The organism is Pseudomonas sp. GW823-FHT05G12 (assembly GCF_058795575.1).
Window position 1 is genome coordinate 2,203,218 of the sequence record NZ_CM179501.1, and the last position, 14,794, is coordinate 2,218,011.

Below are 14,794 nucleotides of genomic sequence, written 5' to 3' on the forward strand. Positions count from 1 at the left end.
GCAAAATAATAGTGTGTACACCATATGTGTGCAGATGAAAACGCATCCTGCCAGCGAGCGCAAGTGATCTGTTCAAACGTTACATATCCACACATTGACCAGTATTTACGGTAACAATCAGCCGGGTGTCGTTTCGATCAGCTGTTTGAAAAATATTTTCAGCTGGCTCTTTTCAAAGGTCATTTGTAGCGTATACGCTCTAAATCGTCAGGCGGTTGAACCGCTGGCCACCTATCAGAACAAGAGGAGACATACCCATGCGGGGTAGGCAGAAAATCGCAATCGTCGGTGCAGGTCTGGGTGGGGCGGCCGCCGCCACGTTGCTGCAACAGGCCGGGTTCGATGTCGAGGTATTCGAACAGGCTCCGGCGTTCACCCGCCTGGGCGCGGGCATTCATATCGGCCCTAACGTGATGAAAATCTTCCGCCGCATGGGGCTGGAGCAGAAGCTGGAGCTGATGGGCTCGCACCCGGACTTCTGGTTCAGCCGCGACGGCAATACCGGTGATTACCTGTCGCGCATTCCGCTGGGCGAGTTTGCCCGCCGCGAATACGGCGCCGCCTACATCACCATCCACCGTGGCGACCTGCACGCCCTGCAGATCGAGGCCATCAAGCCGGGCACCGTGCACTTCGGCAAGCGCCTGGAAAAGATCGTCGACGAAGGTGACCAGGTGCGCCTGGACTTCGCCGACGGCACCCACACCGTGGCCGACATCGTCATCGGGGCCGACGGCATCCACTCGAAGATCCGTGAAGAGTTGCTGGGGGCTGAAGCGCCGATCTACAGCGGCTGGGTCGCGCACCGTGCACTGATTCGCGGGGTGAACCTGGCACAGCATGCCGATGTGTTTGAGCCCTGCGTCAAATGGTGGTCCGAAGACCGCCACATGATGGTCTACTACACCACCGGCAAGCGCGACGAGTATTACTTCGTCACCGGCGTGCCACATGAAGCCTGGGACTTCCAGGGTGCGTTCGTCGACAGCAGCCAGGAAGAAATGCGCGCAGCCTTCGAAGGCTACCACCCCACGGTGCAGAAGCTGATCGACGCTACCGAATCGATCACCAAGTGGCCGTTGCGCAACCGCAACCCGTTGCCGTTGTGGAGCCGTGGCCGCCTGGTGCTGCTGGGCGACGCCTGCCACCCGATGAAGCCACACATGGCCCAGGGCGCGTGCATGGCCATCGAGGACGCGGCCATGCTGACCCGCTGCCTGCAGGAGACCGGGCTGTCCGACCACCGCACGGCGTTCGCCCTCTACGAGGCCAACCGTAAAGAGCGGGCATCGCAGGTGCAATCGGTATCCAACGCCAACACCTGGCTCTACAGCCAGGAAGATCCAGCCTGGGTTTACGGCTACGACCTCTATGGGCAGCAGCTTGAAAGCGGGGAGGCGGCATGAGCACCTTCGTCGCTGGTGGTAACGTCAGCGCCAATGGCATCCGCCAGCATTACCTGCGCTATGGTGGCAAGGGCCATGCGCTGATCCTGGTGCCGGGCATCACAAGCCCAGCGATCACCTGGAGCTTTGTCGCCGAGCGCCTTGGGCAGTATTTCGACACCTATGTGCTGGATGTGCGCGGGCGTGGCTTGTCTTCAAGCGGCCCCGACCTGGACTACGGCACCGACGCTTGTGCTGCGGATATTCCCGCCTTTGCCGCCGCGCTGGGCCTGGATGGCTACCATCTGCTCGGTCACTCGATGGGTGCGCGTTTTGCCATCCGCGCAGCCGCCCAAGGGGCACCGGGGCTGCAGCGGCTGGTGCTGGTCGACCCACCGGTGTCCGGGCCGGGCCGCCGTGCCTACCCGAGCAAGTTGCCGTGGTACGTCGATTCGATCCGCCAAGCCACGGTTGGCATGAGCGGCGATGACATGCGCGCCTTCTGTGCCACCTGGAGCGACGAGCAGCTGGCCCTGCGTGCCGAGTGGCTGCACACCTGCTACGAGCCGGCGATCGTGCGGGCCTTCGATGATTTCCACGAGGTCGATATCCACCAGTACCTGCCCGCGGTGCGCCAGCCGGCATTGCTGATGGTGGCCGGGCGGGGTGGAGTGATCGAGCCCCGTGACATTGCTGAAATGCGCGAGCTCAAGCCGGATATCCAGGTCGCGTACGTGGATAACGCCGGCCACATGATCCCCTGGGATGACCTGGACGGTTTCTTCGCCGCCTTTGGCGACTTCCTCGACCACCCCCTCGTCTGACGGAGCACGAGACATGACCCAGCTATACCGCATCGGCCAGATCGTGCCGAGTTCGAACACCACCATGGAAACCGAAATTCCGGCGATGCTCAACGCACGCCAGGCGATCCGCCCCGAGCGGTTCACCTTCCATTCCAGCCGCATGCGCATGAAGCAGGTGAAGAAGGAAGAACTGGCCGCGATGGACGCCGAGTCCGACCGCTGCGCAGTCGAGCTGTCCGACGCCAAGGTCGATGTGCTGGGCTATGCCTGCCTTGTGGCGATCATGGCCATGGGGCTGGGCTATCACCGCCAATCTGAAAAGCGCCTGCAGCAGGCCACCGCCGACAATGATGCACTGGCGCCGGTGATCACCAGCGCCGGGGCGCTGGTCGAGGCCTTGCATGTGATGAAGGCCAAGCGCATTGCCATCGTCGCGCCGTACATGAAGCCGCTGACCGAGCTGGTGGTGAACTACATCCGCGAGGAAGGCTTCGAGGTGCAGGACTGGCGCGCGCTGGAAATCCCCGACAACCTCGCCGTGGCCCGTCACGACCCGGCCAACCTGCCGGACATCGTCGCCGGCATGGACCTTGAAGGCGTCGATGTGGTGGTGCTGTCGGCGTGCGTGCAGATGCAATCGCTGCCGGCAGTGGCCAAGGTCGAGGCGCAAACCGGCAAGCCGGTGGTCACCGCTGCCATCGCTACCACCTACGCCATGCTCAAGGCGCTGGACCTGGAGCCGATCGTGCCGGGCGCCGGTGCCTTGCTGTCGGGCGCCTACTGAAATCGGGAGACGGACATGAGCGACGCACAAAGCGCCCGTGACAACTACCAGGGTGTGTGGGGCCAGCGCATCGGCTTTGGCCGCAAGCCGGCCCTGCTGATGATCGACTTCATGCAGGGCTACACCACCCCGGGCGCACCGCTGTACGCCTCGGGCGTGGTCGCAGCGGTCGAGCAGGCCGCCGGCCTGCTGGCGCTGGCCCGCGACTGCGGTACCTTGGTGGTGCATACCAACATCCGCTACCAGCCTCCGCATTTTGCTGACGGCGGCGTGTGGGTGCGCAAGGCGCCGGTGATGAAGGACATGGTCGAAGGCAACCCGCTGGCAGCCTTTTGCGAGGCCGTTGCGCCACAGGCAGGGGAGGTGGTGCTGAGCAAGCAGTACGCCAGCGCTTTCTTCGCCACCAGCCTGGCCCCGCTACTGCATGCACAGGGGGTGGATACCGTGGTGCTGGCTGGCTGCTCGACCAGCGGCTGCATCCGCGCCAGTGCGGTGGATGCCATGCAGCACGGGTTTCGAACCATCGTGGTGCGCGAGTGTGTCGGTGACCGCCACAGCGACCCGCACGAAGCCAACCTGTTCGACATCGACAGCAAGTACGGCGATGTCGTCACCCGGCAGGATGCCATGCAGCAACTCAGGCACCTGGCCGGCTGAACGCCGGGCAGCGCCTACCCAATAACAATCAAGGACCGGTGCGGGAAGCCCGTCCATGACCGCCTGCTGTCCTGGTGGTCGCCCCGCAGGAGCACTCGGGGTCTTCAGGCGCTGTCCAGGCCCGCCGCGTAGAATGCGCGGCGTGCCCGGCGCGTCGAAAACTGCTGGCCTTAAAACAACCACAAAGTCGCCCGCCAGGAGACAGGAAATGCCAATTGCGAATGCAACCACGGTCCACAGTGACATCGACCATGGCACGAAAGCGCTGTACAGCAAGATCACCTGGAGGCTCATCCCCTTCTTGTGCTTCTGCTACCTTGCAGCTTATCTGGACCGCATCAATGTCGGCTTCGCCAAGCTGCAGATGCTCGAAGACCTGCAGTTCAGCACAGCGGCCTATGGCCTGGGTGCAGGGCTGTTCTTCGTCGGCTACATCATCTTCGAAGTGCCGAGCAACCTGATCCTGCAGCGCGTTGGCGCCAAGCTGTGGATCGCCCGCATCATGATCACCTGGGGCCTGCTGTCGGCCTGCACCATGTTCGTCACCAGCACCACCCAGTTCTATATACTGCGTTTCCTGCTGGGGGCGGCCGAAGCCGGCTTCCTGCCAGGCGTGCTGTACTACCTGACCATGTGGTACCCCACCTATCGCCGCGGGCGCATCATTGCCCTGTTCATGATCGGGCTGCCGTTGTCGAGCGTGATTGGCGGGCCGATTTCTGGCTGGATCATGGGGCATTTCGACCAGGTTCAAGGTTTGCATGGGTGGCAGTGGCTGTTCCTGCTGGAGGCGATCCCCAGCGTTTTACTCGGCATCCTCACGTTCTGGGCATTGCCTAACCATTTCCAGCAGGCCAAATGGCTGTCGGCTGACGACAAGGTACAACTGGCGGCAGACCTGGCCGCGGACGATGCCGAGGGCAAGGACAGCAAACACAGCTTCCGCGATGGCTTCTTCAACCTTAAGGTGTGGATGCTCGGTGGTATCGACTTTTCGATCCTGCTCAGCGCCTATGCGATGGGCTTCTGGATGCCGACCTTCATCCGCGATGCGGGCGTCAGCGATACCTTCCATATCGGCCTGCTCACGGCCATTCCAAGCCTGGCCGCGCTGGCCGGCATGCTCATGATCGGGGCCAGCTCCGACCGCCACCGCGAGCGCCGCTGGCACATCATCGTGCCGTTCATCATTGGTGCAATCGCCATGGCCAGCAGCACCTTGTTCAGCCAGAACCTGGTGATGACCGTGGTGCTGTTCGCCATTGCCTCGGCGGCGATCATCGGCGCGGTGCCGGTGTTCTTCAGCCTGCCGGCCACCTTCCTCAAAGGCACCGCAGCCGCCACCGGCTTTGCCCTGGCCTGTTCGGTCGCCAACATCGCCGGCCTGGTGAGCAACTCACTGATGGGCGTGGTCACCGACCTCACCGGCACCTCGCACGCTGCCCTGTGGGTGTTTGCCGGCTGCCTGATCCTCAGCTGCTTCCTGGTCATCGCCTTGCCGGCGAAGCTGGTCAACCGCTAGCGGCCCAGCGCTTCACGCAACGGCAGGGCAGGCGGGCCGTGGCCCGCCTGCCGACCTCTTTCGATGCAACCCGCACGCCGGTGGCCATGCAGTGCCGCCGCGCCGGGTTGCTGTTGCCCAAATCCAGGAGTAGCCCTATGCAAGGTTTCACTGCGCCGCGTTTTTCTTCGTCTGCACGCCTGGCCGGCGGTTGTATTGCCGCCGCCTTGTGTGCAGAGGCCACGGCAGAAGAGGCCGGTTTCATCGAAGGTGCCCGCGCCACGCTGCAGGCGCGCAATTACTTCTTCAGCCGCGACTATGCCGATATCAAGGGCGCCAGCACCCAGTCGCGCACCCAGGAATGGGCGCAAGGGTTTATCCTCAATGCCAGCTCCGGTTATACCCAGGGCACCGTTGGCGTGGGTGTGGATGTTACTGGCCTGCTGGGTTTCAAGCTCGACAGCAGCCCGGAACATGCCCGGTCCGGATTGCTGCCCAGCCTGGACAGCGGCAAGTCGGCGGACGAATACAGCCGCCTGGGTGCGGCGATCAAGTTCAAGGTGTCGCAAACCGAGCTGAAGGTGGGCGAGTTGATGCCCAACCTGCCGGTGCTGCTGTTCAGCGATTTGCGCCTGCTGCCGCCGACATATCAGGGCGCGATGGTGGAGTCGCGCGAGTTCGCCGGGTTGACCTTGAACGCCGGCCAGTTCCGTTCCACCAGCCTGCGCGACTCGTCCAACAGCCAGAAGATGTACGCGCTGGTCAACGACCCGATCAACCCGGCGCGGCTGGCGCGTTTTACCAGCGACCGGTTCAACTACGTGGGTGCCGACTATGCCTTCAACGACAACCGAACCAGCGTCGGTGTCTGGCAGGCGCAGCTGGAGGATATCTACCAGCAGCGCTTCTACAGCTTCAAGCATGCCGAGCCGATCGGGGGCTGGACGCTGGGGGTCAATGCCGGCTACTTCGATGCCAGCGAGGACGGGAGCAAGGTGGCTGGCGACTACGATAACCATGCGCTGTTCAGCCTGTTCTCGGCCAAGACCGGCGGGCATACCTTCTATGTGGGCTATCAGCAGATCGGCGGGGATGACGGCTTTATCCAGGTAGGCGCCAACACCAACCCGATGGGTAATACGCTGCCGACCTATGAGTTCTCGGCGCCGGGTGAACGCTCGTGGCAGGTGCGACATGATTACAATTTTGTCGCCTTGGGGCTTCCAGGGCTGACGTCGACCCTGCGTTATGTGAAGGGCCGGGACGTGGAGACAGGGCTGGGCTTTGAAGGGCGTGACCGCGAGCGTGACCTGGACCTGGCCTACGTGGTGCAAAGCGGGCCGTTGGCCGGGCTTGGGATACGGGTGCGCAACGTGATGGCGCGCTCCAACTACCGGACAGATATAGATGAGAACCGCTTGATTCTGAGTTACACGATCAAGGTGTTCTGAGGGGATAGGTGACCCGGCGCCAGCTCGGCTTCCGAAGCAACCTTATGCTGCGAAGAAGCAATAGCTGCCTAAGGCAGTCGTTTGCCTTACCGCTCTCTTCGCAGCGCAAGGCTGCTCGTGCAAGGGGATGGGTAGGCCTGAGCTGTGGAGCATGACAATGGCTCTTGCAGGTCACTGCAAGGTGTCGGGCTTCAGGCTATCCGGCAGTTGCCGAATGGCCTCCTCAAGCCGCGCGATCGGCCCAGTGAGTTGATCCGCTTCCTTGTCCTTGCCTTCACCTCTTAAGCGCTCACGCTCAACGCGCAGGTTAAGCAGATTTTTCTGCAACTTCAGTGCAGAGGTTTTGAACGAGTCCATGCTTTTCTCACGCTGTAGGCTTCCGTACCGTTGTAGGAAAAATGGACCGTAGCAGCTCGAATTTGCCTGAGAAACTGATGTTTCATACAGGCAATACTCATTGCCACGTCCTTTCCTACGGAGTGCGGTAAATAATCCTACAAGTCGTGTTTCAGATCGTGTCCTCCCAAGCAAGCTCAATCTACCGTATTGGCTGGGTTCGGGCGCTTTCGAGGGGCAGCGCACCCAACGCAGGTGCTGGGTAAACCTGGAGGCGTGTTTGGAAACTTCATGTATCAATTGCCGGCCCGCGAGCGACACGTGCTCAGCGTCAACCACTGTGGCTGAATCCAGCTCGGCGGCATCTGCGCATCACATCTGATCCGCTTTTTTTCCATAAACCTGAATCTGTAACCGTATCAGCCCAAGCTCGACAATATGCCCATTCCCGCATCACAACTGTAGAGGTTCCAATGGGCAAGCTGGCGCTGTTCCTGGGTGGTTTTCTGCTGCTGACCATTCTGATTGGTATTCTTGGCACCATTCCGCCAAGCTGAGTTCAACTGCGTTTTCCCCTGCGCGGCCCGTCCACTCCAAGCGACGGGCCCAATCTATTGGCCAATGGCCGGTCATCTTTTTCATCGCACTGCTGGGTCAGCATCAGGTGCAAGTCATTCTCAGGGCAGGCGTGGATCGAGCGGGTCAGGTTGGCCAGTTCGCCTTTCTCCTTGTGCGATAAGTCGTTCTTTACGCTGGGAAATCTGTCCACAAAAAACGTGGGTAGGTCTGTGGATAAAGTGCTGCAAGCCAGACCCGCGGCGGGCTCTGTTAAATTGAGCAGAATTTGAACAGTCGTTTCATGGCTTGTTTCAGTACAGCGGGCCGGCTCGGCGCAGGGCGGCCAGCAAGTCACGCACCCGCGTCGGCAACTCGCCGGCAGGGTATACAGCATGCATCTGTGGGTCTTGGCCGCTACTGGACGTCAAGCGGTACTGCGGGCACACCCGCACCAGGCGGCCGGCCTTGACCTGTGCTTCGCCGACCCAGGCGGCAAGGCGTGCGATGCCGGCGCCGGCCAGGGTGCTGTGGTACACCGCGCCTCCTGAGCCCAGGCGGAGCCTGGGCCTGGGGCGCAGGCTGGTGATCTGGTCATCGTGGCAGAAGTGCCAGGCCTTGAGGATGCGTGGCGCGGTATGCAGGATCAAGGTGTGTCCATCCAGGTCTTCCGGATGTTGCGGTGTGCCAGCCAGGGCCAGATATGCCGGGCTGGCATACAGGTGGCGCTGGTAGGGCCAAAGCGGGTAGCCGATCAGCTCGCTCGATTGCGGAAAGGCGCCGCGCACCACGAAGTCGAATTTACCTTGCAGCGGGTCAAGGGCTTCGTCGCTGTACTGCACGTCCAGGGTCACCTGAGGGTGGCGGCGGGAAAACTCGGCAAGCACTTGCGGTAGCACATGCTCTCCCAGCAGTTGCGGCGCGGCAAAGCGAATCCAACCTTGGGCGCTGCCGCTGAGCGCGGCCAGTTCGTCGGCAGCATCGCGTTGCACATCCAGCAAGCGTTCGGCATGCGGCAGCAAGCGCTCGCCGGCCTCGGTCAGTGTGACGGCGTTGGCGTTGCGGTTGAGCAGTTTGCTTCCCGCATTGTCTTCCAGGGTTTGTACCGCGCGCGTAACTGCGCTGGGCGAACGCCCCAGGGCGCGGGCGGCAGCAACGAAGCTGCGCTTGTGCGCCACACTGACGAACGCCTGAATTTCCCGCAGCATGTCCAGTGCCATGGCGTGCTCCTCGTTGCAGTTATCGCAATATGGCATTTCAACACAAGTGTGCCACTTTGATTAGCCTTGCAGGCGTCTTCACTGCCTGGAACCGCGTCATGATGGATATTGCTGTGCTTTCTGTGTTCGCCTTCGCCGCTGGGTTGATCGACGCCGCGGTGGGTGGCGGCGGGCTGATCCAGATCCCGGCCTTGTTCAACGTGTTGCCCTCCGCGCAACCGGCCGCCTTGCTCGGCAGCAACAAACTGGCGTCCGTGTGCGGCACGGCCTTCGCGGCCCGCTCGTTCATCCGTAAAGTGACGCTGGATTGGGGGTTGATCGTACCGGCGGCACTCAGTGCCTTTGTCATGTCGTTCGCGGGGGCCGCCACGGTGTCGCTGGTACCCCCCAGCGTGATGCGCCCGGCAGTGCTGGTGCTGATCGTGCTGATGGCTGTCTACACCTTCTGCAAGAAGGACTTCGGCACCTTGCACACACCTGCGCAGGTCGGCCGCAAGGAGCAGTGCCTGGCAGTGCTGATCGGCGGTGCTATCGGCTTCTACGATGGCCTGTTCGGCCCGGGCACCGGTAGCTTCCTGATCTTCCTGTTCATCCGCTTCTTTGCCCTGGACTTCCTGCACGCCTCGGCTTCGGCCAAGGTGGTGAACATTGCCACCAACCTGGCGGCGCTGGTGTTCTTCGTGCCGACGGGCAACGTGCTGTACGCCATAGCCTTGCCCATGGCGGTGTGTAACATTCTCGGCGCGCTGACCGGTACCTGGCTGGCGGTACGCAAGGGTGCCGGGTTTGTCCGCGGGCTGTTCCTGGTGCTGTTGTGTGTGCTGATCGCCAAGCTGTCGTGGGACCTGCTGGCCGGCTAGTTCAGATCACCAGGCGCTGTGCTTCGGCCTGTTCGACGCGATTGCGGCCCCGGGCCTTGGCCCGGTACAGCGCCTGGTCGGCACTGGCCAGCAGTTCGTCGAGGCTGGGGGCCGGCATGTCTGCGTCGCAGCCTGCCACACCGATACTCACGGTAATCTGCAGGCGCTGGTCGGCCTGTGTCACGTGCAGGTCCTGTATGGCGCGGCGCAGGCGTTCGGCGGTGAAGTTGGCCCGCTCTGGCGCAAGTCCGGGCAGGATGACAACGAATTCTTCGCCACCCAGCCGTGCGATCAGTTCATCGTTGTGCAGTTGGTCCTGCAGGGTGCTGGCGAATTGGCGCAGCACCTGGTCACCGACGGCATGGCCGTGGGCATCGTTGATCGACTTGAAGTGGTCGATGTCCAGCATCATCAGGGTCAGCGGCAGCGCCTGGGCGTGCTGCTGGCGGCTCTCCAGCAGCGAGTTGGCACGGCGTGTGAAGGCGCTGCGGGTGAGCACGCCGGTGAGGTGATCGACGGTGGCCTGGTGCGCCAGGCGGGCCATGAGGCTACGGTTGGCCTGGCTGACGCAGGCCACCACCAGCGGCCCGAGCACCAGCATGGCGATGCCCAGGCGCGCCGACATCAGCGTGGTAACCCCAGGCTCGCTCTGCGGCACGCTGAAGTGCATGAGGTTTTGCGCCACGGCCACGATGAGCGTACTGCCGGCCGTGAGCGTCAGCAATGAAACCAGGAACGGTGAGTAGGTCCAGGCACACCACAGTAACGCGGCAATCGGGAAGGCAATGGCCCCAGGGCCACCGAATGCGATGCTGAATGCCAGCGAGGCCAGCAGTACCAGCAACGGCGCCAGGCGAATGGGCTGCGCGCCGCCGCGCACCAAGGCCCGCACCGAGGGCGCTGTAAGCAGCACCGGCAGCACCAGCACGCCGGTCGAGAACTGTTCGCTGAACCAGGCTAGCCAGGTGGCGCGCAACGACTGTTCGAACCAGGGTGCGGCCATTACCGCTGCCATGCTGGCCGCCACCATGGCAGCGGCGGCGCAGGCGGCGAACACGCTGAGTACGCCGTGCGGGCTGCGCATGCGCCGGTGCATGCGTGGCAAGCGCGACAGCAGCTGCCAGAGGGTGACCACCACGCCAAGATTGCACAGGTTTAACCACAGAGCCGGTACCCAGGCGCTGCCACACAGCAGGTCGGCCCCGACCATGGCCAGCCACACCAGGCTAAAGCCCGTAAACGTGGCTTGACGGGGGTAGCGCAGCAGTACGCCGGCCAGTACGGCATTGACTGGCCAGAACAGCGACAGCGATTCGATCGGGCGTGCCAGGATACCGCCCAGGGTAAGGGCGAAGGTTACGCCAACTACAATGACATAAGGCAACACGCGCGATTGGGCTGGAAAAACCATGAACTCGACCGGCAAGCGGAAACGAAATCCAGGACAACGCGATAGAGCACCTGGGGCAATTACCCGCAGTGTGTTGGCTCAGGGTGGTTGATGTCAATCTGCCGCGATTGGTTGCGATAATGTCAAATTGCCTCTATTTCTGGCCACTTTCCTCACAGCCCGAAGAACCACGGCACCATCACGACGGTAACCAGCATCACCAGCACGGTGAACGGCACGCCAATCTTGACGAAGTCAGCGAAGCGGTATTGCCCGGGCCCAAGCACCAGCGTGTTGACCGGTGATGACACCGGCGTCATGAATGCCGCCGACGCGGCCAGTGCGACGGTCATGGCGAACGGGTAGGGCGACATGCCCAGCTGCGCCGCAGTGCTGACAGCCACCGGCGCCATCAGAACCGCGGTGGCGGTGTTGGAAATGAACAGCCCGATCACTGCGGTGACGGCGAACAGGCAGGCAAGAATGGCGCTGGGGCCGGCACCACCCAGCACGTTCACCAGCCCACCCACCGCCAGGTCGATGCCGCCGGTTTTCTGCAGCGCCTGGGCGAAGGGCAGCATACCCACGATCAGCACCAGGCTTTGCCAGTGGATGGCGCGATAGGCACTGTTCATGTCGATGCAACGGCCTGCGCCCATCAGCAAGCAGCCGATCAACGCTGCCATGACATTGGGTACGGCGCCGCTGACCATTAGCCCGACCATTACCGCCAGGCTAAGCAACGCTTGCGGCGCGCGAGTGCGGGCTGGTGCGACCAGGTCGATCTCGGCGGGCAAGCTCAGGACCAGGAAATCTTTGGGCTTGCTTTGCAATTGGCGTACTGCCTTCCACGGGCCGACTACCAGCAGCGTGTCGCCAAGGCGCAGCTTTTCTTCCACCAGTTGCTCTTCGATAGCGGCCTGATCGCGGCGCAGGCCGACCACGTTGAGGCCATAGCGGGTGCGGAACGCCAGTTCGAGGATGCTCTTGCCGATCAACTGCGAGCCGGGTGGCAGCGACACCTCAGCCATTCCCAAATCCTGGGACTGGTCGATGAAGTAGGCGGCCTTGAAGTGCAGCGGCTCCAGGTGCATGGTTTGGCACAGGCTGCGCAGGTTGTCATGCTTGGCGAACAGGTCGAGCAGCAGCACGTCGCCCTGATGCAGCACGGTGCCCGAGTCGGCCGCGATCACGCGCGTGGTGAACTTGTGTTGGCGCTCGATACCGATCACGTTGGCGCCGTGTCTGGTGCGCAGTTGCAGCTCGCCAAGGTTGTGGCCGATCAGCGGTGACTGAGGGCGGATGCGCAGGCGTCGTTCACGGCCGTTGAGCTTGTAGTCCAGTACCAGGTCCAGCAAGGTGCGGCGGCTTTCCACCCGGCCGTCCTTGCGCACTTCACCGTTGAGCCAGTGCCGGGTCAGCAGCATGTAGCCAATGCCCAGCACCAGTACCACCAGGCCGAACGGGGTAAAGCTGAAGAAGCTGAACCCCGCTTCGCCATGGCGGACCAGTTCGCTGTGCACCACCACGTTGGGCGGTGTGGCGACCAGGCTGAGCATGCCACTGATGAGGCCGGCAAAAGCCAGTGGCATCATCAGGCGGCTGGGTGACAGCTGCAGGCGCGCAGCGATGCTCAGCACCACCGGGATGAAAATGGCCACCACGCCGGTGGAGCTCATTATCGATCCCAGCCCGGCCACCGCCACCATCAGCAGTACCAGCAGGCGTGCTTCGCTATTGCCGGCCCGCTCGCTCATCCATTCGCCGATGCGATAGGCAATGCCGGTGCGCACCAGGCCTTCGCCAATCACGAACAGGGCGGCGATCAGCACCACGTTGGGGTCGCTGAACCCGGCCAGGGCCTGTTCCACGGTAAGGATGCCGAGTAGTGGCAGGGCGAGAATCACCAGCAGCGCGACCACGTCCATGCGTGGGCGGTTGATGACGAACAGGGTAATCACGATGGCCAGCAGGCCGAGGACCCAGAGCAACTCATGGTTCATGGGGAGGGGGTGTTCCTTCACACGGGGGCACGATAGACAGTAGCAGTCAGTGTGCCAGCTTGTAGTGAAGGGGGTGTTGATGTGCTGCAACAAAAAGGGCCGCTATGCGGCCCTCCGGTCACGGGGTCAGTGACGGTGGCGGTGGTGCTTCTTGCTGCCGCGGTTGTTGTCGCCCAGATGGTTGCCGAGGGCACCACCGGCCGCGCCGCCCAGGCCGGCACCCACGGTCGAACCGGTCTTGCCGCCTACTGCGCCGCCCAGCAGCGAGCCGCCGGCCGAGCCCAGGCCACCGCCGATGGCGGCTTCGGTACGGTTGCCTTTGCGCGCACCGACAGCGCTGCCGGCTGCGCCGCCAACGCCGGCACCGATGGCTGCGCCGGTCTTGCCGCCGAGCTGTTGACCAACAACGTTGCCCAGGACACCCCCCAGGCCACCGCCAATGGCGGCAGTACCGTCACCGGCGAAAGCGCCCTGGCATAGCAGCAGGCCAAGGGCAAGGGAAGGCAGAGTCAGACGCATGATACGAACCTCAAAGGAATCATCAGGATAAGTCGCCGCGCAACGGGCGGCAGGTCAGGGCTGAAAGGACGCTTCAGCGGTAGTAGCGGTCACCGCGGTATTGCCGATCGTCATCGTCGTCGCGGTCATGGCGATGGTGGTGGCGATGGTCACGGTCGCGGTCACGCCAGCCGTCGTCATCATGGTAGCGATGGCTATGGCAACCTGCGGTCAGCAGGACAACAGCAACCAGAGAAAGGCTTGCAAGACGCGTGAGCACGATATAGGTCCTTGATCCGCATAGGTTTACGGGGCACCTTTTAAGACTGGGACCGATCGATTTGGTTTCCCGGGCGGGCAAAAAAATTGTGCTTCAAGTGATCAGCGCCAAGGCGTTCGCCTGAAAGAACGGGCTGTGGCGCTGACCGGCATTGATCGTTCCAAGCGTATCAACACGTTCTGGCCATGCTTGGCCGGCGGCGAAGTGCTGTGCAATGGGTCGCCTTGGCCGGGGCGTGTCGAATCAGGATGCCGGTTGAATCGCCAGCACCACGCCATTGGTGATCTGCACCAGCACATAATGCTTGCCCATGCGCACCCAGTGGCTTTCCTTTTCCGGTTCGGGCAGGCCTTTGGCTTTCCAGTCCTGGATGGCCTGGTCATCGCGTTTGTACTGGTCCGGGGCCTTGTCGCCGACGTTCAGTTCACGGTTGTGGGTTTCGGGGGCGGTGATGCTTTCTTCGCTCGAGGGGGCGGCGCTGACGCTCAGAGGCAGGCAAGGCAGGGCGGCGAGTAGCAGATAGTGCAGTTTCATGATGCGTTCCTCGTGATGGCATGTTTTATCTGCGACAGCGGCAAGTGCGCGGCAATTCACTCGGGATGCCTGCCAGTGCTAGAGTCGCCTTCTTTTTTGCGACCCCGAGGATGGAACATGCGTGCGATTCTGCCGTTGGCTGCGGTGCTGATGCTGGCCGGTTGTGCTTCTGCGACCATGGAAACGGCGCGTGGCGGCAAGCCGACTGCGCAGCTCGATTCGCACAAGGCGCCAGAGCTGGTGGCCCAGTGCATCCAGTTCAGCTGGCAGGAAGAGAAGGTGTTCGGTGATGACGCCAGCGGCTACCTGGAGCCTCGCAAGCAGGGCGGTTTCACCGTGTTTACCCGTGAGGCCGAAGCGTTCGTGGACGTTTACCCGCAGCCGGGCGGCACGCGTGTGGATTACTACGCGAAGCAGAACGACGGCGTGGCCCTGCAACGCCGAGCGGCTGCTGCAACCTGCCTGTAACGGCTGACGCTATCGCCGCTCCTGTAAGGGGCCCGTGCATTCAGGGTACTGAGCAAGGCAGTTGTT

Annotated in this window: 15 protein-coding genes; 8 read left to right on the top strand and 7 right to left on the bottom strand. The window is 62.6% G+C overall.

The window, feature by feature from the left end:
- Positions 1–257 precede the first annotated feature (257 nt).
- The 6 genes from nicC (at position 258) to AC3RCM_RS09945 (ending at position 6,584) form a co-directional block, all read left to right on the top strand.
- The gene (gene nicC / locus AC3RCM_RS09920; RefSeq protein ID WP_064492619.1) at positions 258–1,406 is read left to right on the top strand and encodes a 6-hydroxynicotinate 3-monooxygenase; all 1,149 of its coding nucleotides are present in this window, start codon (positions 258–260) and stop codon (positions 1,404–1,406) included.
- The gene (nicD, locus tag AC3RCM_RS09925; RefSeq protein ID WP_064492618.1) at positions 1,403–2,209 is read left to right on the top strand and encodes an N-formylmaleamate deformylase; all 807 of its coding nucleotides are present in this window, start codon (positions 1,403–1,405) and stop codon (positions 2,207–2,209) included. The genes nicC and nicD overlap by 4 nt, the downstream gene beginning before the upstream one ends.
- A gap of 13 nt (positions 2,210–2,222) precedes the next feature.
- The gene (locus AC3RCM_RS09930; protein WP_104886337.1) at positions 2,223–2,975 is read left to right on the top strand and encodes a maleate cis-trans isomerase family protein; all 753 of its coding nucleotides are present in this window, start codon (positions 2,223–2,225) and stop codon (positions 2,973–2,975) included.
- A 15-nt stretch (positions 2,976–2,990) separates the two neighbouring features.
- Complete coding sequence (locus AC3RCM_RS09935) at positions 2,991–3,632, top strand: N-carbamoylsarcosine amidohydrolase (RefSeq protein WP_104886336.1); 642 nt, start codon at positions 2,991–2,993, stop codon at positions 3,630–3,632.
- Positions 3,633–3,840: 208 nt separating this feature from the next.
- Entirely contained in the window at positions 3,841–5,154 is a 1,314-nt protein-coding gene (locus AC3RCM_RS09940; RefSeq protein WP_492629550.1) for an MFS transporter, read from the top strand.
- 137 nt (positions 5,155–5,291) lie between these two features.
- Entirely contained in the window at positions 5,292–6,584 is a 1,293-nt protein-coding gene (locus AC3RCM_RS09945) for an OprD family porin (protein ID WP_457251739.1), read from the top strand.
- Between the two features lie 171 nt (positions 6,585–6,755).
- Here AC3RCM_RS09945 and AC3RCM_RS09950 read toward each other — a convergent pair whose 3' ends face one another.
- The gene (locus AC3RCM_RS09950; protein WP_274147262.1) at positions 6,756–6,941 is read right to left on the bottom strand and encodes a hypothetical protein; all 186 of its coding nucleotides are present in this window, start codon (positions 6,939–6,941) and stop codon (positions 6,756–6,758) included.
- 848 nt (positions 6,942–7,789) lie between these two features.
- Entirely contained in the window at positions 7,790–8,695 is a 906-nt protein-coding gene (locus AC3RCM_RS09955; protein WP_104961331.1) for a LysR family transcriptional regulator, read from the bottom strand.
- 98 nt (positions 8,696–8,793) lie between these two features.
- On the opposite strand from AC3RCM_RS09955, the gene AC3RCM_RS09960 reads away from it, so the two are divergent.
- On the top strand, positions 8,794–9,555 hold the full coding sequence (locus AC3RCM_RS09960) for a sulfite exporter TauE/SafE family protein (RefSeq protein WP_010954755.1): 762 nt from the start codon (positions 8,794–8,796) through the stop codon (positions 9,553–9,555).
- Between the two features lies 1 nt (position 9,556).
- On the opposite strand, the gene AC3RCM_RS09965 is transcribed toward AC3RCM_RS09960, so the two are convergent.
- The 5 genes from AC3RCM_RS09965 to AC3RCM_RS09985 all read right to left on the bottom strand — a co-directional run bounded on the left by AC3RCM_RS09965 (position 9,557) and on the right by AC3RCM_RS09985 (position 14,260).
- Entirely contained in the window at positions 9,557–10,981 is a 1,425-nt protein-coding gene (locus AC3RCM_RS09965) for a GGDEF domain-containing protein (RefSeq protein WP_104886331.1), read from the bottom strand.
- A gap of 137 nt (positions 10,982–11,118) precedes the next feature.
- Positions 11,119–12,948 carry an SLC13 family permease gene (locus AC3RCM_RS09970; protein WP_064492615.1) on the bottom strand — a complete coding sequence of 610 codons (1,830 nt, stop codon included), beginning with the start codon at positions 12,946–12,948 and terminating at the stop codon, positions 11,119–11,121.
- A gap of 126 nt (positions 12,949–13,074) precedes the next feature.
- Complete coding sequence (locus AC3RCM_RS09975) at positions 13,075–13,467, bottom strand: glycine zipper domain-containing protein (RefSeq protein ID WP_010954752.1); 393 nt, start codon at positions 13,465–13,467, stop codon at positions 13,075–13,077.
- A 73-nt stretch (positions 13,468–13,540) separates the two neighbouring features.
- Positions 13,541–13,726: a hypothetical protein gene (locus AC3RCM_RS09980; RefSeq protein ID WP_004577263.1), complete on the bottom strand. Its 186-nt coding sequence runs from the start codon at positions 13,724–13,726 to the stop codon at positions 13,541–13,543.
- Positions 13,727–13,969: 243 nt separating this feature from the next.
- Complete coding sequence (locus AC3RCM_RS09985) at positions 13,970–14,260, bottom strand: RcnB family protein (RefSeq protein WP_010954750.1); 291 nt, start codon at positions 14,258–14,260, stop codon at positions 13,970–13,972.
- A 117-nt stretch (positions 14,261–14,377) separates the two neighbouring features.
- On the opposite strand from AC3RCM_RS09985, the gene AC3RCM_RS09990 reads away from it, so the two are divergent.
- Complete coding sequence (locus tag AC3RCM_RS09990; protein WP_003251087.1) at positions 14,378–14,728, top strand: hypothetical protein; 351 nt, start codon at positions 14,378–14,380, stop codon at positions 14,726–14,728.
- Positions 14,729–14,794: the final 66 nt, after the last annotated feature.